The following is an 18,212-nucleotide window of genomic DNA, read 5'->3' on the forward strand; positions in this document are numbered from 1 at the left end:
GTCTTCGCCAAGACCGACCCCGGACAGCGCTCGCGCGGTGTGACCGCCTTTCTGCTGCGCAAGGACACACCGGGCGTCACCTTCGGCGAGGAGGACCACAGAGGTCATGCGGGCTGGTCGGTCTTGGTGACGAGGTAGTTGCCGAGCACGAGGTAGTCGATCTCGGTGCCCAGGAAGCAGTTCAGCGCGTCGGCCGGGGAGCACACGATCGGCTCGCCCGCCACGTTGAACGACGTGTTGATCAGGCACGGCACATCGGTCAGCGCGGTGAACCGGCGCAGCAGCGCCGCCACCAGCGGCGTGTCCTCGTCGGTGATCGTCTGCACCCTGGAGGTACCGTCCACGTGCGTCGCACCCGGAATGACGTTGTGGTACTCCGGCCGCACCGGGAACACGAACGTCATGTACGGCGAACGGGTCTTGCGGCCCATGTCGAAGATCTTCGGCGCATCCGATTCGAGCACGATCGGCGCGAACGGCCGGAACGGCTCACGGTGCTTGACCCTGGTGTTGATGACATCCTTGATGTCCGGGAACTTCGGGTTCGCCAGGATGCTGCGGTGGCCCAGCGCCCGGGGGCCGTGCTCGAGCCGGCCCTGGAACCAGCCGATGACGACCTTCTCGGTGAGCAGCTTCGCCACCTGGTCGGCGACCTCGTCCTCCGCCAGCTCGGTCCACTGCACCCGATCGCCGAACTCGTGCAGGGCCCGCTCGATCGTCGTGGCGTCGTACTCCGGTCCGAGGTACGGGGTGACCGAGTCGGCGTACTTCACCTCGGCGGTGTTGTCCGGGTGGTTGGCCCAGGCGTGGACGGCGGCACCGATGACGACTCCGGTGTCGCTCGCACCGAAACTCACATCCATGTCCCGGAAGCGCGAACCCTCCAGCAGCTTGGTGTTGTTCACGCAGTTCAGGGCCAGACCACCCTCGAACAGCAGGTGGTCCAGGTCGGTCTTGGACTCCAGGGCGCGGAGCTGGTGGCTCGTGACGACCGTGAGCATCTCCTGTGCCGCGGCGGCCAGATTGGCCTTGTACTCGACGGTGTCCTCGAACGGACCGAAGTGCTTCTCGAACAGGTCGTCGAAGCAGCGGGGGTTCTCGACATCGTGCGGCCTGCACAGGGTGTAACGCCCGTCCTCGTGCAGCTGGACGATGTGCTCGAGGAACGGGTTCGGCGAGGGAGCCTCGGCGAAGCCGGACAGGCCCATGACCTTGTACTCGTCATTGTTGGGCACGAAGCCCAGGAAGCGCGTGATCGAGGCGAACAGGTTGCCCATCGAGTCGTTCGCGCTGATGGTCGACTCGTCGAAGACGCGGATCCGGCCGTCGCGGATTTCGCCGATCAGCGACGAGAACAGCTCGGCGCGACCGTCACTGATCAGGAATGCGGTGTCCTTCATTCCCGCCATGTAGTAACCGGTCATCGCATGGGCGAGGTGATGCTGTACGAACACCACCTTGTCCGGGTCGGGCGTGAAGCCGGTACGCGCGGCGAAGTCGGCGAGTATCGCCTCGCGCCCGAGTGCATGGTCGAACAGCTCACCGAGGCGACCCAGCCGAGCCACCTTCTCCGAGGAGTCCAACGGAGCGGCCGCGAGTTCGGCCATCATCGCGTCGAAGACGTCGGCGTTGAAGTTCCAGGGGATTGCGATGAGATCGATGTCGGAGAACTCGACGCCCGCGTGGTCCAGACACCACTTCACCGCGTTGAACGGGAAGTCGGAGGTCTTCTTCTCCCGGTTGAGCCGCTCTTCCTCGACGGCGGCGACCAGCTTTCCGTCCACCATCAGCGCTGCACCCGCGTCGTGGCCGAGGACGTAGTGCTTCTCGGTGCCGACCGCGCCATATTGCTCGGCGAAGATTTCTGCGCCTCGGGTGAACCCGTTGCACCCCAGAACAATCATGACAAATTTCCTTCTCTGTCGTGCTGAGTCACGTGCACCGTCCGCCGACCGGCGAACAGAGCCCTGACGGTGTCGGACGGGAGGGAGTGACGCTGTCCGTCGATGCCGGACGGCACACTCACGTGGCGCGGATCGCAGGATGCTGCCGGTACGGCACAGCACGGGCAGGGACTTCGGAGCGTGCTCCGCACGGATGAGCGCGCCGGCTCGTGCCACCGGCCGCGCTCGATGTGCGATTTCCCGAAACGTCCAAACGATCTGTCCCCCACGGCGCGCCGGTCCGCGTCGAATATCGCATCCGGACGGATTCTCCAGCGCTGAAATAGGTGAGCGGCTTTTCCCACCACCGAATTTCCCCGCCAGGCTACCGGCGTAGATCAACCCGCTGCAACATGCGAATCACATCGCCGTACATGCGTTTCTCACAGCTGCGCAAGAACCGTGACGATACCGCGGCGTGCACCACTGGACTCGGCCATGATGACCGGTGATTACCGTAAGGTAATCTCAGGCCCGGTCGCGTACAGTAAGAGCGTGTGGTGGAGTCAAACACACGTCTTCACGACGTCGCCGCCAACGATTTTCAACGGCAATCGTATGCGCCGTATTTCGCATCGAACCAGTCCTTGGGAGGGCTGCTGTGCCATTGGACCGCATACTCCGTAACCTGATCACCTGGCAGCGCGCCGACGGCCCTCCGGTTCCGGCTCGTGAATTGACCGTCGAGCAGGCCCGCGAGCGGTATCTCGCGAATGCGGTCCGCCCCCGCCGGGAGGGCAGCGACTCGCTCACCGCGGTCACGGCCGTCGACCGGATGATCGACACCGCGGACGGTTCGTCGTTCCGGACCCGGGTCTACACCCCGGAGTCGGATGAGGGCCGGGTGGTCACCTATCTGCATGGTGGCGGTTGGGTGGTGGGTGACATCGACAGCCACGACGGTGTCTGTCGCACCTTGGCGGCCTCGCTGGGCGCGGTCGTCGTCTCGGCCGACTACCGAAGGGCCCCCGAGTTCCCCTATCCCACTCCCCTGCTCGACGCCGCCGCCGCGGCCCGCTGGACGAGCCGGTCCTTCCCCGGCCGCGACCACGTGATCGCGGGTGACAGTGCCGGCGCGAGCCTGGCCGTCGGTGTCGCACTCGACGCCCGCGACACCGGTGACATCGACTTCGCCGCTCAGCTCCTGGTGTACCCGCCCGTGGATCCGAGCCTGCGCTTCGCCTCGACCAGCGAACACGCCGAGGGATACCTGCTGTCCGTCGACGACATGGCCCACTACTACGACCTGTACATCCCCGATCCGCAGCGGCGCGGCGAACCCGCGCTCAGTCTGCTGAACGCGGACCTGCGGAACCTGCCGCCCACGGTCGTCGCCACGGCCGAGTTCGATCCGCTCCGTGACGAGGGAATCGAGCTGGCCGACAAACTGGGCGTCACCGACGTACCCGTACGGCACGTGCCCGGGCCGGGTCTGGTGCACGGCTACTTCCTGATGCAGGACATGGTGCCGGCGGCGGCCCTGTGCGCCCGGCGGGTCCTGGAGGAGCTGGACGCGGTTCTCCGGTCGGCGCATGGAGCGGGCCGCCGTGGTTCGCAGAGGTATGCCGAGGCAGTACAAGGGGGCTGAGCCGACGGGCCACGACGGATCGCAGCGGCCGGCGAATCGCCGCGCTCGGACCGGCCATCGTGCCGAGGCCGGTCCGAGCAGGGTTCTCGGCGCGTGCGACCCGGCGCAGACGTCCTCCTGCTCCGTCAGGTCGCTCTGCCGTGCGCCGCAACGACCGTCAGGTCACGCCGAGCGAAAGTCCCGCGGGTCGCACCCGGCCACCTCCACCGGGGAATCGGCCGGCCGCTCCGTCGGGGATGCGTTGCGACGCCGTCACCGGCAAGCCGTCCGCGCTCGTCACAGCCCGGCCGCCTGCGGGCGCCGCGACCGCAGCACGTTCGCCATCTGCGGCTCGTGGTCGGTGTGGATCGCGTTCAGCTCGTCGTCCAGGAACAGCCGGCGCATCGCCACGCGCTGGATCTTCCCACTGGTGGTCCGCCGGACCCCGCCACGCCGCAACAGGACTACGCCGCCGAGGGGGACGCCGAACGTGCGGGCTACCGTCTCCTTCATCTCGACGGCCAGCCGCCGCAGGGAATCCTCGGCCGGACGCCCGTTGACCTCGTGCGTGACGACGAGGACCTCCTGGGTGCCGGCACCGGCAAGCGGCACCGTGAAAGCAGCGCCGCCACTGGCGAGTTCGGCGTGCCGGGCGCGCAGTTCGCGCTCGATGTCCTGCGGGTACAGGCTGCGGCCGTGCACGGTCACCCGTTCCTGGAGCCGCCCGGTCACGTACAGCTCACCGTCGTGCAGGGCGCCGAGGTCACCCGTACGCAGATATCCGTCCGGCACGAAGGCCCGCTCGGTCGCGGAGTCGTTGCGCCAGTACTCCGTGGCAATGCTGGGCCCACGCAGCCAGATCTCACCGATACCGCCGGGCGGCAGCGCCTCACCTGTCTGCGGATCGACGATCAGGACGTCGTAGTCGCGTGGTGTCCCACAGCTCACCAGATCGGCACCGACCTCGGTCGGCACGAACCGGTTCCGTTGCAGCCGGTCGACGTCGGCCTTCGTCACGAGGGGCTTGCGGTGCGCCTCGCCGGACACGAAGACCGTCGCTTCGGCCATCCCGTAGCAGGGGCACAGTGCGTCGTCCCGGAGACCCGCAGGGGCGAACCGCTTCGCGAACGCGTCCAGCACCGCGGTGTCGATCGGCTCCGATCCGTTGGCGGCTATCCGCCAACGGGACAGGTCCAGTCCGGCCAGTTGGTCGTCGGTGACCTTGGCGCAGCACAGCTCATAGGCGAAGTTCGGAGCCGCGGACCAGATGACGTCGTACGTGTCGATCATCTGCAGCCAGTGCAGCGGCCGCTTCAGGAAGGCACTGGAACGCATCAGCACGCAGCTGGCGCCGAGCATCAGCGCGGGCAGTATCTGACCGAACAGACCCATGTCGTGGTAGTGCGGGATCCATCCGCCCAGCCGGGCTTCGGCGGTCAGCCCGAACGCGCGGCGCTGACTGTCCACGTTGTGCAGGACGTTGCCGTGTCTGACCACCACACCCTTGGGCTCACCCGTCGAACCCGACGTGTACTGAAGCATCGCGATGGTCCGGTGGTCCAGCTCCACGGGCGTCCAGGAGCCCGCGTCCGGCAGATCACCGCGGTCCGTCGCCAGCACGGGTGCACCGGTGAGTTCGGCCTCGGCCCACGCCGTGACGTCGGGCAGGTCCTCCGTATCGGTCAGCGTCACGGAAACAGCGGCGTTCCTGGCTATGCCACTCACCCGTACCTGTTCATGTCGGTACCGGCCGGGCAGCGGAGCGGGTACGGCGACCATTCCGGCGTAGAGACAACCGACGTACGCGGCGATGAAGTCGAACCCGGTCGGGTACAGCAGGAGCACCCGGTCGCCCACGGAGAAGCGGGCGTGCAGCCACGAGCCGATCCTTCTGGCCTCGGCATCAAGTTGGGCGTACGACCACCGGGTTGCGCCGTCGGCCCGCTCCACGTCGTCAACGAAGATCACTGCGGTACGTTCCGGTGTCGCGAGCGCATGCTCACGAATCACCGAGGCAGCACTGGCAGCGTGCGGCAAATCGACCATGACCCTGGTTTCCTCATTCCTGCCGCATGCACGGCCCGATACCCCGAGACGGCCTGCTGGTGCCTCATCAGGGTTGGTTGATGCGGTAATTGATCAATCGACGATGTCCCTCCCGGTCCCGAAGGCGATGCCGGGACCAGGAGGGATGACGGTGGCTCAGGCCACCGGAGGTGAATTCGGGTGTCCGTCGCCGACGCCCGATGGCCGGCCGTCGACGGTCGGCGGTCGGGGCGGATCGGCCACGGCACATCCGGCTCCGGGCTTTCGCTCACCTGTCCCGGATGTGTGCGGTCGGGATCAACTCCCCGCAACGACAGGCTCGACGACGTCCCGGCCGGTGTGCTCGGCCGTCTTCTCCAGACGGGTCTCCACCCCCGCCAGACGGGCGTAGCGCTCGGGGTGCGCGGAGCGGATCCACAGGGCGTACGCCGGTCCGAGGACCGCTCCGACCAGGAGCAGCCAGGGCAGAGAGTCCACCACGGGGTTGTCCGTACCGGTCATGGTGTCGAAGTTGACGACGACGAGAGCGGTGGCGACGGCGAGCCCGGCGAAGCCGAGCGTCGGTGCGAGTGTCGTACGCCACCAGTGCCGGTCCGGCCTGCGCCGGAAGTAGCCGATGACCGACAGGCACGCCACGGCCTGGAGGAAGACGATCCCCAGCGTGCCGATGCCCAGCATGCTCGTGGTCAGACCGAGGTACGGGTCGAGTCCGGCGATCGCGAACGCAGCGGCCGTCAGCAGGGTGAACACCGTCTGCGTGAGGCTGGCCCGGAACGGGGAGGCATGCCGCCCGTGCACCTCTCCGAGGGCGCCCGGCAGCACTCTCTCGCGGCCCAGCACGAACATGTAGCGGCTCGCGGCGTTGTGCAGGGCCAGCCAGCCGGCGAACAGGCTCAGGCACAGCAGAACCTGCATCGCCGTGGTGAGCGCGGCCGTGAGGTAGTCATCGCTCAGGTGGAAGAAGAGGTCGCCCAGCTGGCTGCCCGCCACCTTCTGTATGTTGCGCGGTCCGACCGCGCCGACCGCGACCCAGCTGATGAATCCGTAGAAGAGGGCGATGAGCGAGATGGAGATGTAGGTGGCACGGGAGACGCTCCGCTCCGGTCGGTGTGCCTCCTCGCCGTAGAGTGCCGCCGACTCGATCCCGATGAACGAGATGAACGCGAACATCATCGAGACCCCGATGCCGGGACTCGAGAGCGTGTGCGGCGAGAACGACGTACCGGGCAGTGCGGAGCCACCGTGCCGGACCAGCACGGCCGCGGCGAGGAGCAGGAGGATGCCCACCTCGCAGCACATGGCGACCCCGAGTACCCGGACGCTCAGGTCAATCTGCCGGTACCCCAGCACGCCGACGGCGAGCAGACCGGCCGCCGCCCATGCCTCCCAGGGGAGGTCGAACCCGTGCGAGGCGGCGACGAGCCGGGCGAAGTAGGCGAACGAGCCGAGCAGTCCCACGGACGCGGTGCTGTACGCGACCACGGCGATGAGCCCGCCGGCCACCGCAGCCGGACGGCCCAGGCCGCACGAGATGTAGGTGTAGAAGCCGCCCGCGTTGACCACCTTGCGGCTGATCGCGGCGTAGCCGACGCAGAAGCACATCAGCGTCAGGCCCGCGAACACGAACATGGCGGGCACACCGGGCCCGTTGCCGAGGGCGAAGGCCAGCGGCACGGTGCCGACCATGGCGGCGAGAGGGGCGGCGGCCGCGATGATCAGAAAGACGATCTTCGGGGTGGTGAGGCTGAGCGAGAGCTGTCCGCCCCCGGACGGCGGGGCCGACGCCGAGGAGGTACTGCGCATAGGTGCTTCCTAACTCGATGGGGCCGGGTGGCCGGGCCTCGGCCCGGCCCCCCGGGGCCTCACCCCGCCTCGGCCGAACGGCTCCGCTGTCCGCTCCCGTAGGGTCGCGGACCGTCTCTGCGCCGCTGAGTGGGGTGTACGCGAGGAGAATTCAGGCTGTGGTTCACCAGGGCGCCGCCGCGCTCGCGCATCAGAGTCGGGCGGCGGCCGTCGTTTCGACGAAGAGCTGCCGCGCCTTCGACCGCTGCAACTTCCCGCTGGTCGTCTTCGGAATGCTCCGCCTCGGGACCAGGTGGATCTCGGCGGGAGCCACGCCGGTCCGGGAGCTGACCGCCGACCGGACGGCCTGGCGCAGCGATTCGTGCTGCTCGCTCTCCAGCTCCGTCTCGACGATCATGTGGAGCTCCTCGGACTCACCGTTCTCAGGCCGGTGTCCGACCGCGATCACGGCGCCCAGGCGAACACCGGGCACCGTCTCAGCGGCCTGCTCGAAGTCCGAAGGGAAGTAGTTGGCGCCGCGGATGATGACCAGGTCCTTGGCCCGGCCGGTGATCCGCAGACCACCGTCTCGCAGATAGCCGATGTCACCGGTCTTCCACCAGTCCGGCGAGTCGATCGCCGCGGCGGTCTCCTCGGGGAGGTTGAAGTATCCGACCGTGCGTGAGGGGCTGCGGAACTGGACATGGCCGATCCGGTCCTCACCCAGGGGGTGACCGTCGTTGTCCACGATGCGGACTTCGGTGCCGGCCACCGGCTCACCGCAGTCGACGATCTGCAGCGCGTCGGCGCTCTGCGGGTCGACATCGGTCACCCGCGCGTCGGCGACGGCGGCCTGCCGGTCGATGGAGTCGTACGCGAGCGGCGCGCCCGGCCGTGTGGTGGTGATGACCAGGGAGGCCTCGGCCATGCCGTAGCCGGGTGTGAACGCGCTCGAGGGCAGGCCCCATCGGGTGAAACGCTCGACGAAGCGCTGCACGGTGGCCGGCTGGATGGGTTCCGCTCCGCAGAGCGCCGATCGCCAGGACGACAGATCCACGCCCTCGAGTTCCTCGTCGCGTACCCGGGCGGTGGCATAGCCGTAGGCGAAGTTCGGCGCGGCCGAGATCGCACCGCGGTAGGTGCTGATGTGCCGCAGCCACTCGGCCGGCGCGCGGAGGAACCGACCGGGCGGCGTGAGCACCGTGTTCCCGCCGACGTAGACCGGGCACAGGACCCCGGTGATCAGACCCATGTCGTGGTACAGGGGCGCCCAGCTGACCGTCGTGTCCTCGTGCGTCCAGCCCATGGCGCCTGCGTACTGTGCGCAGTTCGCGGCCAGGTTGGCGTGCGAGATCATGACGCCCTTGGGGCTGCCCGTGGACCCGGAGGTGCACTGGATCAAGGCCAGATCGTCGCTGTTCGGCCGGCGAATCGGATGCATCGGCGCATCGCCTGCGGTGGCGCGTGCGTGGAGCACATCACCGTCGACCAGGTTGGTGTCGGTGAGATGGGGAAGTTCCTCGATGACCGCAGCCGTGGTGACGACCGCAGCGGGCCGCAGATATCCCACGAGATCCTTCAGCTGGCCTTCGGCCCCCGCGGCGCCCCCGAACCGCATGGGTACGGCGATCGCCGTCGGCACGGCTCCGAGCAGTTGGATCCCGAAGAAGGCGGTGATGAACTGCGGGCCCGTCGGCAGACAGAGCACCACCCGGTCACCGTGGCCGACACCGTGCTCCGCGAGGGCCGCGGCGCACCGCGCGGCGTTCTCGACGAGCGTGTCGTAGCGCAGCGTCTCCTCTTTGCCCGGTTCCGGGATCAGCGTCACCCCCGAGCCGTCGGAACCGCGTTCCGCCTGTGCCAACAGTGCATGCAAAATACTCGGGAAGCGCGGGCGCAGTGCGGTCATCCGATGTACTCCTCGATAGTGCTGCTGAACTGATCAACGATCCACGGCTGTACTGAGACGTCGTCGGAGACGATGCGGGCGGGGTGGAACCCGTGGCGAACGGCCAGGTCCCGGGCGGCCAGCACACCTGCCGAGGAGAGGCCGCCGTAGGACGGGCTCGGTGTCCCGGGCTCGAGGCCGAGCAGGATCGTCTCGGCCATGCAGGAGTACAGAATTCCCGGCGGGAGCGTGATGCCCGGGAAATAGGGGGTCTGCAGGCCGGGAAGCTGGATGCGGCCGCCGGAGACCAGAGTGACGTTCGACAGACCCGCGACCGCCGGGTGTACGTCACCCGGGACCGCGAGATCACAGACGAGGACCTTCCGCTCGCCTGCCAGGTGTTCCGGCAGGATCACCGGGTCGGCCGAGTTGGTGGCGCTGACCACGACCGGACAGTCCCGTAGCGCATCAAGGTCTTCGGCTATGGAGACGTCCGCCTGGTGGGAAAGCCGGTCGGCCACCTTTGCCAGTCGCCGCGCGGAGCCGGGCCGGCCGACCAGCACCATCGATTCGCAGTGCGGGGCGATGAGTTCGGCCATCACCGCGCCGATGTTGCCGATACCGCCGACGAGGCCGATACGACGTTCACCGGCGCTGGATTCGGCCAGCGTCAGCCGCAGCAGATCGTAGGCGCAGGCGGCGGTCAGCGAGTTGCCCGACGTCACCCGGATGTCATCCTCGACCACGTCCCGCGCGGCATTGGTGACGATCGACGTGTGCCCCCCGAGGCCGATGGCTTCGGCACCGAGCGAGACGCCCAGTTCCACCGCATCGAGCACGGTACGGCGCAGCCACGAGCCATGGCCGGACTGCAGCGCGCCGACGGCCTGGGCGGCGGTGAACGGCACCGCCACCATGATGACCTCCACCGCGCCCTGGGCCTCGGACGTGACGCGATGCCGGGCGACCTCGAACGGGTCCGCCTCACCGGCCATCCGGTCGAAGACCGCGGCGCACTGTGCGTCCGACCAGTCGGCCAGTTCCGGTGCCAGGGACCGCAGCTTGCCGGGGACGTCCATGTTGGCGAGGAACGCGACGCGCCTGACCTCGCCCCGGGTCCGGTCGTGTCGTACCGGCCGGTCGCGTCGTGGCTGCGGGACATGCTGGGGCGGCTGCCACGCGCTGGTCGCCGGTACGGTCAGATGGTCGAGCAGAGTCGCGTACTCACCGCGGGAGAGCAGGCGGGCGACGTCCTCGAACGCGGCAGCGACACGGTCCACGTCGGCGGGCTCGAGCAACGCGGACGGCTGGACACGAATGGTCGTGGGGGCGGACAGGGTGGGGATGACCCTGATCCGGTGCGTGTGCAGCAGCCGGCCCGCGATCAGATAGCCGAGCGACTCGGAGTCGAACACCTCGCGCAGCAGACCCGATTCGGGCTGGGGCAGGGCGAACTCGATGCCCAGGAGCAGTCCGCGCCCCCGCACCTCGACGACGGCCTCCGGCCACCGCGCGGCCACCTCCGCGAGCCGGTCACGCAGGAGCGCGCCCGTCTCGACGATCCGGTCACGATAGGCGAAGGAGAGGTCCAGCGCGGCCGTCGCGATCCGCGACGAGAAGTCGTCATCGGCGAAGGTGGAGGTGTGGTGGCGGCCGAATTCCGGTACGTACCGGTTGTCGGCGACCAGCAGGGCCGAGATCTTCGCCAGCCCGCCCCCGAGGGACTTCGAGAACAGGTAGTAGTCGGCGACCACACCGGAGTTCTCCGAAGCGAGGAAGGTACCGGTGCGCCCCATGCCGCACTGGATCTCGTCGAACACCAGCGCCGCTTCGTGCCGATCGGCCAGTTCGCGCAGGGCGGCGAGCGTCTCGACCGGAACCTCGTGCACCCCGGACTCGCCCTGGATGGGCTCGACGAAACACGCGGCCACGGGCGACAGATGGCGAACGGCGGAGTGCGGCAATCCGGCGGAGTCGACGGTGATCGAGTGGACCGGGACGCGTTCGGAGTCGAGCGCGGTCACCACTTCCTGGGGCGTCCAGTCGTGCAGGCGTCGGTGCCGCGGTCCCGGCACGTGCAGATCCGCGGGCACGTTGCCACCGTGCGTCAGCGTGCCGGCGCCGGTCGACTTGCCGTGGAAGGCGTTCCGCAACGAGACGAAGATCGGATCCGTCTGCCGCATGTCGGCGATCCGGTCGAGAGCCTCGCTCAGCAGGTCCGCGCAGGGGCGCCCCGCCCCGGGCCCGCTCGCACAGGGGACGTCCGCGATACCGTCCCGGCGCACTCGCCGCAGAGAGGTCTCGTACTCCTCCTGCAGTGCGCCGAGCCGCCGCCTGTGCTCGACCGTCGCGTGCTTCACCGCGGCTTCCACCGCGTCCGCGCCGGTGCTGCCGAGGGTGACCACGTAGCTCGCACCGGTCGTGGCTCCGACGATCGACGACAGCCGCTCCGCCAGCTCGGCCGCTCCGGGGCGGATGCTGGCCTGTGCGTTGAACGGGATCTGTTCGTCGAAGGACCGTCGCGCCACCTCGAGGAGCGCGGGGTGGTTGTGCCCGAACAGCGATGAACCCGCACCACCGACCAGGTCCAGCACCTGGTCGGTGGCCTGGGATCCGTCCCCGCCGCCCGGCAACTCCCGGGTCAGATGGTCACCCTGGCCGGCTCGGTAGGTCACATCCAGGTGGAGTGCACGGAAGAGCCTGGCAAACTCCGGCCGGGCGTATCGTGCGAAACCCTGATCGACGTTCATGCGTCACTGACTCCTTGCCCCACCCGCACTGCCAGCGACGCGGTGACCTGGTCCACGACCTCGCGCAGCGTCTGCATCGAGGCCACCTGCTCATCCGAAATATGCACATCGAACTTCGATTCCATCTCGACCACCAACTCGATGGAACGAATGGAATCGAGGCCGTAGTTCACCAACGGAACATCCGGGTTGAGTTCAGGCACCTGCAGTCGGCGACGGAACAGTTCATCGACGACCTCGAAAATATCGCGGTTCATTGTCTTGTTTCCCCCATTCGATGCACTATCCCTTCGGCCTGTGCGGGCTCAGAAGGACAAGGCGAATCGTAGAGTTCAATGCCGTATCGCCACGGCGAACGAAAGGTCTGTCTCCGAGCGAACCCACACCGGTACCGGTTCGCCGCGGTACGACGCGAGCAACGCGCCGTCGAACCGCGCGAGTTCGATTCGCCAGAACAGAAACTCGCCCAGTGCGTCGGCGTCGTTCATGGCCTTGAAGGCTGCTTCCTTGGCGGCGAACAGCTCGCGCGGTGTGTACTCCCCGGCCGGCGGGAGCAGCGTGCGCCGCTCCCGCTCACGAAGGACGAACCGGGCCACACGAGGACTGATGACCGCGTCCTCGATGTCGACACCGACCGCCGCGGCGCCGGGAACCACCACCGCGACAGCCAGGTGGTCGGTGTGGGAGATCGAACCGGCGAACCCCCGCGGGAAGCGCGGCCTGCCGTCGGGGTCACGGGGCACGGTCAGATCGGTCGACCCGGCCGAGGCCAGCGCCGCGGCGGCGGCGTGGCGACCCGCCGTGAACTGCTGAGCCGGTCCGTGGGGCCACGGCACCGGGTGGCACCCGATCGATGCCTCCGGTGCGACGCCTGCGGGAACTCCCAGCTCAACAGCCACGGTGAGTCCTTCAGTTGCGCAGTGACACGACGTAGTCCGCCAGCGAGTCGATCGAGCGCAGTACCTCCGGCTGGACGTCGTCGTCCCATTCGAAACCGAAGGCGTCTTCCATCGCCACCAGCAGACTGACCAGTGCGGTGGAGGACACGCCCGCCTCGCGGAGCGACATGCTGTCCGACTTGCCGCCGACGAAACGGTCACCGCTGTAGAGATCGGCCAGCAGTTCGCGAATGCGCTGCCGGACCTCGACTGCCGTGTCAGACATTCGATTCCGCTTCTTCGATGAACTTGCGGATGATCGCCTGGAAGCCCTCGGGGTCGTCGAGGAAGGGCACGTGGCCGGCGTTCGGCATGATCTCGCAGCGACCGTTCGGGAAGAGTGCGGCGACCTCGTGCCCGCGCTTCGGGCTCAGCAGGATGTCGTCGTCACCGAGGACGATCAGCGTGGGCGCCTCGATGCGGGACAGCAGCTCGGGGTTGGTGTCGCCTTCCTGGACGAGACTCAGGCCGTTGGTGAGCTCCTCGACGGTGTTCATCGCCATGAAGCTCTCGCGCAGCCCCAGGAAGCCCGGAGTGCCGCCTTCCTCGTTCATCTCGCCGCTGATCACCTCGGGGTACATGTGGTTGTACAGAGCGGCGATGCCGTGGTTCTTCAGCGTCAGCAGCCACGCGCGGTTCAGCTGCCGGTGACGCCGCATGCCCCGCATGCCGAGGACAGGACCCGCCAGGATCAGTCCCTTGACGCGGTCCGGGTACTCCAGCGCCACGTCCCTGGCGAGCTGGGTGGACGCCGACGTGCCGACCAGGTAGGTCGACTCGATCTCCAGCGCATCGAGCAGTCCGATCACATCCGCCGCATGCTCGTCCCAGGTCGGCTCCTGCGCGAGACGCGAGGACGCGCCGTGGTTGCACAGGTCGTAGGTGACGACGCGGTGGTTCTGGACGAGTTCACCGGTGTACTCCCGCCAGAACGGGCTGGTCAGGAAGAAGTTGTTGAGGCACGTGATGGCGGTGCCTTCACCGCTGGACTCGTAGTAGAGCTCGACGCTCTCCCGGGTACGGACTCGCGGCGTGTCGCGGTACGACAGATCCTGCTGCTCCTGCGCTTCATCGACTGCCATTGCTTTCCATCCTCTTCTCGTTCTTGACGGCTTCGGCGCCCGGAAGGACACGCGCGAACTCGGCGACGACATCGGCTGCCGAGATTTCGTCGGAGATGGCGCTGCAGGACAGGCCGCAGTACATCGCCATCTCCTCGATGCGACCGCTGGTCGCATCGGTGGGCACCGCCGAACTGAAGCGCGGCACCAGGTACGGCTTTCCCTCGACCACGGTCCGGCCGATGAAGTTCTTGGCCTGCCCCGGGTCGGCGGTCACGGCAGTCGCCAGCACGCGATGCCTCCGGCCCGGCCAGCCGATCTCGTAGACATCGGTGATGACGGTGTCGGTCTCGTCGGCGGCGGTCACCGCTGCCTTGAAGCGGGCGTGAGCCCGCGATTCGTGCGCGACGACGAAGGCGGTGCCGAGCAGCACGCCGTCGGCTCCGGCGGCGACGGCCCGGCCGGCCTCGGCGGGTGAGCCGATCCCGCCCGCGGCGACGAGGCAGGCATCGGGCAGCTGTGCACGCAGCTCGGCGACCAGTTCGTCGCGCTGCGACGTACCGAGGAGATGGCCACCGGCCTCGATGCCCTGTGCCACCACCACGGCGCCCCGCTCGGCCGCGTGCACACCGTCCTCGACGGACCCGACCTGGACCACCAGGCGGCGACCCGCCGCGGTGATGCGCTCGAACACCGCGTCGTCGGGCATGCCGAAGAGGGACAGGTACACACGCTCCGGCGTCTCGTCGAGCACCTGCGCCACCTGACGGTCGAGCTCGTCCGGCCCGACCACCTCCGGAATCAGGTTCACTCCGACGGGCCGCTCGGTACCCGTGCTCAGGCGGTCGAGCATGGCCGACAGCGCGCCGTCGACCAGCTTGTATCCGCCCGCACAGCCTGCGGCGCCGGCGTTGGACACCGCGCACGCCAGTTCCGCGCCGGCGACTCCGCCCATGCCCGACTGCAGCAGGCTCACGTCCGAGCCGAGCACGCCTGCCAGTGTGGAGCGCATCAGCTCAGGCTCTCGACCGCAGCCACCGCGGCGTCGGCGCTGCCGAACCGCTCGGTCAGGGTGTGCACCCATCGCTCGAGGCCGAAGGCGAGGCAGCTGGTGTGCGCCGTGGTGTCGCCGGCCTGGATGGCACACCGCTCGCCGAAGAAGTTCCGGTGGTAGTTGACCGAGCCGATCGCCAGGCCGTTGACGACGAACTCCTCCTTCACGGGGAACAGCCGCTGCATCTTCGCCTTGCCGCCGTTCTTGTCGAAGAACGGATCCGTGGCGACCTCGAGCCGGAGATCCAGCCCGAGCTCGGCACACAGGGTGGTCACGGCGTCCTTGGCGCGGAGCAGGTGGTTCTTCGCCTCGTCCTCGGGTCCGACGCAGACGATCTCCCGCATGGAGAAGCCGAGCAGCCGCTGCAGGCCCTGGTAGTGGTCCTCGTTGCGGAAGCACGTGCCGACCGTGGTCCGCATCGTCCCCTCGGCGGGCAGCGTCGACCCTGCCAGATGGAGATAGATCGAGTAGCACGCCGCCGAGGGCAGTGCGAACGCGGTCGGCTCCATCACCTCGGCCGGTATCCGGTCGACCGGCCGGGGCGCCTCGCCCAGCAGAGCGCCGAGACGTTCCGGATCGAGCCGGGTCGCGGCAAGTCCCAGGTGCGGGAAATTGTCGTAGTAGTCGAAGGTGTCGAGGTCCTTGCACCGCATCAGGAACGGGAACCGGAACTCCGGTGCGTTCCAGCCGTCGGCCAGGCGCAGGAACAGCGCGTCGATCGCCCGCAGCAACCGCAGCTGGCTGCCGTCGAGAACTCCCAGGCCGTTGTCGGTCGCTGTGGTCATCGTGCTGCTTCCTTCGTGAAGAATCGGGCTTCCAGCGCGTTGAGGGTGCGGAAGTCGTCCAGATCCAGGTCCTCCGGATCGATCGACTCGCCGGTCAACTCCTCCAGCAGGAAGATGAACTCGACGAAGGCCAGCGAGTTGATGGCCCGGCTGTCGATGAGGTCCAGGTCGTCGGACAGCTGGTCGAGCTTGGGGTTGCGGCCCAGGATGAACTCCCGGACGGCGTGCATCGGCTCGGTCGTCACTTGATCAGCTCCCTGCCCACGCCGGCCTTGGTCAGGAACTTCCTCGTCCGCTTCAGCACCTGGTCGTGCGCTTCCGCCCGGGCAGGGTGCTCCAGCGCGCGCCGCCGCAGCGCCAGGGCGTCCGGAATGCCCGCGTCACGGTAGGCAGCAGGGTTGTAGAGGGTTCCGATGCTGTACTGGAGGTAGTTCTCGAGGTACTCGGCGACCACCGGCACCTCGTCCGGGTCGCGCTTGGCCACCTGGGCGAGCAGGTTGGTGAAGATCATCCGGCCGAACGCGACGTGCCGGCTCTCGTCCTGGTGGTGCACCCGGTTGATCTCGCGGGCGATGGGCGGCAGCGACTGGTCGGTCGCCATGTGCGCGTTGTAGTAGTCGACGATCTCCTCGAAGATCAGGATGCGCGCGAACACGATCAGTTCGCGGGCCACCGGCGAGAGATGCTCCACCGAGTCGGCCTTCAGCGTCGGCTGCGCCGGGTACAGCTTGCCGCCGTAGCGCAGACAGAACTGCGCGAAGAACCACATGTGCTCGTTTTCCTCACCGATGAAGTGGTGCAGGAACTCCGAGACGTCTGCATAGGTTCGCTCGTGGATGCGCATCACGACTTCGCTCATCAGCTCGCGGATGCCGTGGATGTTGAGGCTGAAGAAGTTGATCGCCTCGTACTTGGTCAGCGCGACCTGCTGCTCGCGCGTCAGCTCGTCCCACATCGGCGTGCCGGCCAGCGTGGTGAGGCTCTCGCTCATCCACGGCAGCTCGGGGTCGATGGCGTCGGGCCAGTCGAACATCGTGTACGGGTTGTAGTAGCCGGACTCGGCCAACTGCTCCAACCGGTCCAGTTCAAGCACGACCGGTTCGATTTCACGTACCGCCATTGTCACTCGTCCTTCCAAACGGAGTGGTTCAAGAATTCAGCGTCAACGCACCGATCGAATATCTGCGCGCACATGGATCGGCAGGGGTGAACCACATTCGTGATAGCCGAAGGACGCATTACCGGAAGCGGTGGACGGAATCACCTTGTTGTAGATCGACCCGAGGCACAGTTCCTGGAACTCCTCGGTGTTCGCCGCCAGTCGCGCGGCCAGCTGTGCCTTGGCGATGTCGAGGGTCTTCAGCGCACCGTCGTCGTCCTCGACCTCGACGCACGCATGCGGCAGGTCGAGGGCACCGCCGAGCACGCCGCAGAACCAGCCCCGCTTCGCCTCGGCCCGGTACCCGGCCGCTCGGAAACACTCGGCCAGGAAGAGGCTCGCCGCGATACAGCTCGTTGCACCGAGAGAGTGCACCAGCTTGTGGTCGGCCTGCATCGGGACGGGGATCATCTGCCAGCGATAGCCCGAATCCAGGTACTCCCGGACGAGTTTCCGCAGCACCGGCGAGACCAGTGGCGTCCGCGCGCCGGTCGTGGTGACCGTTGCCGCGTACTCCGCCGAGCCCGAACTCGCCACCGGCGCGGACGCGACGGCGATGTGTCCCCCGAATCGGACGACGTCCGGTTCCTCGAAGCGCCATGGTGCGACGCCGGCACAGTCGACACATTCCAACTGGACGCGGAAGTCCCAGGACTTCGGGCGCAGCAGGTCGTCAACCGGCCGGCCGGCGAACCGGAAGAGCATACGGAACGCAAGTTCCGGTTGCGTCGTCGACTTGTTCGAATACATGCCGAGGTTGTACAGATCGTTCACATCGAAGTGGCGCACTCCGGCTCGGTCATCGAACGGCAGACCTGCGGCGACGAGCCTGTCGATGTCCTCCGGCTCACAGCCGAGCATTTCCCGCGCAACGGATTCCGAATGGGTCATGCTTGAATATTCATCGGGAATGAACTCGATAGAATTCGCTACTTCTTCCCAAGGTGTTACGACTGCAGCTTGGTGCGGCACAACCTATCTCCCCCGACGAAATGTGTGCGCCGACGACCGGCGCATGCCATCAATCCATTTCGTTTGAATAATTCGTCAGCCCCGCTCTTCCTGGACCCCAAGAAGCAGTATCGACATTAACAGCGCGCGATCATATTGCGACAGACTCACTTCACATTCGTCTCCGTGCGTTTTGCATGTTCGGACTTGAGGAACCAATGCCCGACAGGCTCCCCATGCTCCGCCGGGGCGCGACAGGTGCCACTTCCGATGTGTCGGCGCGCCGAG

Annotated in this window: 15 protein-coding genes; 1 reads left to right on the forward strand and 14 read right to left on the reverse strand. The window is 67.6% G+C overall.

Features of this window, described 5'->3' with window-relative positions; all coding sequences use genetic code 11:
• Positions 1 to 104: 104 nt before the first annotated feature.
• Positions 105 to 1,904: a carbamoyltransferase family protein gene (locus tag ACWCP6_RS25350; RefSeq protein WP_450934838.1), complete on the reverse strand. Its 1,800-nt coding sequence runs from the start codon at positions 1,902 to 1,904 to the stop codon at positions 105 to 107.
• A gap of 646 nt (positions 1,905 to 2,550) precedes the next feature.
• On the opposite strand from ACWCP6_RS25350, the gene ACWCP6_RS25355 reads away from it, so the two are divergent.
• On the forward strand, positions 2,551 to 3,531 hold the full coding sequence (locus ACWCP6_RS25355) for an alpha/beta hydrolase (protein WP_450934839.1): 981 nt from the start codon (positions 2,551 to 2,553) through the stop codon (positions 3,529 to 3,531).
• 276 nt (positions 3,532 to 3,807) lie between these two features.
• On the opposite strand, the gene ACWCP6_RS25360 is transcribed toward ACWCP6_RS25355, so the two are convergent.
• The 13 genes from ACWCP6_RS25360 to ACWCP6_RS25420 all read right to left on the reverse strand — a co-directional run bounded on the left by ACWCP6_RS25360 (position 3,808) and on the right by ACWCP6_RS25420 (position 17,864).
• Complete coding sequence (locus ACWCP6_RS25360; protein WP_450934840.1) at positions 3,808 to 5,556, reverse strand: fatty acyl-AMP ligase; 1,749 nt, start codon at positions 5,554 to 5,556, stop codon at positions 3,808 to 3,810.
• A gap of 297 nt (positions 5,557 to 5,853) precedes the next feature.
• Positions 5,854 to 7,359, reverse strand: coding sequence for an APC family permease (locus tag ACWCP6_RS25365; RefSeq protein ID WP_450934841.1), 1,506 nt, complete (start codon positions 7,357 to 7,359; stop codon positions 5,854 to 5,856).
• 190 nt (positions 7,360 to 7,549) lie between these two features.
• Positions 7,550 to 9,247, reverse strand: coding sequence for a fatty acyl-AMP ligase (locus tag ACWCP6_RS25370; protein ID WP_450934842.1), 1,698 nt, complete (start codon positions 9,245 to 9,247; stop codon positions 7,550 to 7,552).
• Positions 9,244 to 11,976: an aminotransferase class III-fold pyridoxal phosphate-dependent enzyme gene (locus ACWCP6_RS25375; RefSeq protein ID WP_450934843.1), complete on the reverse strand. Its 2,733-nt coding sequence runs from the start codon at positions 11,974 to 11,976 to the stop codon at positions 9,244 to 9,246. Before ACWCP6_RS25375 ends, ACWCP6_RS25370 begins: the two co-directional genes overlap by 4 nt.
• Entirely contained in the window at positions 11,973 to 12,233 is a 261-nt protein-coding gene (locus tag ACWCP6_RS25380; protein ID WP_450934844.1) for an acyl carrier protein, read from the reverse strand. The genes ACWCP6_RS25375 and ACWCP6_RS25380 overlap by 4 nt, the downstream gene beginning before the upstream one ends.
• A 75-nt stretch (positions 12,234 to 12,308) precedes the next feature.
• Positions 12,309 to 12,875 carry a 4'-phosphopantetheinyl transferase superfamily protein gene (locus tag ACWCP6_RS25385; protein ID WP_450934845.1) on the reverse strand — a complete coding sequence of 189 codons (567 nt, stop codon included), beginning with the start codon at positions 12,873 to 12,875 and terminating at the stop codon, positions 12,309 to 12,311.
• 10 nt (positions 12,876 to 12,885) lie between these two features.
• On the reverse strand, positions 12,886 to 13,140 hold the full coding sequence (locus ACWCP6_RS25390) for a phosphopantetheine-binding protein (protein WP_450934846.1): 255 nt from the start codon (positions 13,138 to 13,140) through the stop codon (positions 12,886 to 12,888).
• Positions 13,133 to 13,996 carry an alpha/beta fold hydrolase gene (locus ACWCP6_RS25395; protein WP_450934847.1) on the reverse strand — a complete coding sequence of 288 codons (864 nt, stop codon included), beginning with the start codon at positions 13,994 to 13,996 and terminating at the stop codon, positions 13,133 to 13,135. The genes ACWCP6_RS25390 and ACWCP6_RS25395 overlap by 8 nt, the downstream gene beginning before the upstream one ends.
• Entirely contained in the window at positions 13,983 to 14,987 is a 1,005-nt protein-coding gene (locus tag ACWCP6_RS25400; RefSeq protein ID WP_450934848.1) for an NAD(P)H-dependent flavin oxidoreductase, read from the reverse strand. Before ACWCP6_RS25400 ends, ACWCP6_RS25395 begins: the two co-directional genes overlap by 14 nt.
• A complete protein-coding gene (locus ACWCP6_RS25405; protein WP_450934849.1) occupies positions 14,987 to 15,814 on the reverse strand; it encodes a hypothetical protein in 828 nt (275 codons plus the stop codon). The genes ACWCP6_RS25400 and ACWCP6_RS25405 overlap by 1 nt, the downstream gene beginning before the upstream one ends.
• Entirely contained in the window at positions 15,811 to 16,059 is a 249-nt protein-coding gene (locus ACWCP6_RS25410; RefSeq protein ID WP_450934850.1) for a phosphopantetheine-binding protein, read from the reverse strand. The genes ACWCP6_RS25405 and ACWCP6_RS25410 overlap by 4 nt, the downstream gene beginning before the upstream one ends.
• On the reverse strand, positions 16,056 to 16,934 hold the full coding sequence (locus ACWCP6_RS25415; RefSeq protein WP_450934851.1) for a diiron oxygenase: 879 nt from the start codon (positions 16,932 to 16,934) through the stop codon (positions 16,056 to 16,058). Before ACWCP6_RS25415 ends, ACWCP6_RS25410 begins: the two co-directional genes overlap by 4 nt.
• Positions 16,935 to 16,976: 42 nt before the next feature.
• Positions 16,977 to 17,864: a hypothetical protein gene (locus ACWCP6_RS25420; protein ID WP_450934852.1), complete on the reverse strand. Its 888-nt coding sequence runs from the start codon at positions 17,862 to 17,864 to the stop codon at positions 16,977 to 16,979.
• Positions 17,865 to 18,212: the final 348 nt, after the last annotated feature.

The sequence above is a fragment of the Streptomyces sp. NPDC002004 genome, from assembly GCF_053593975.1.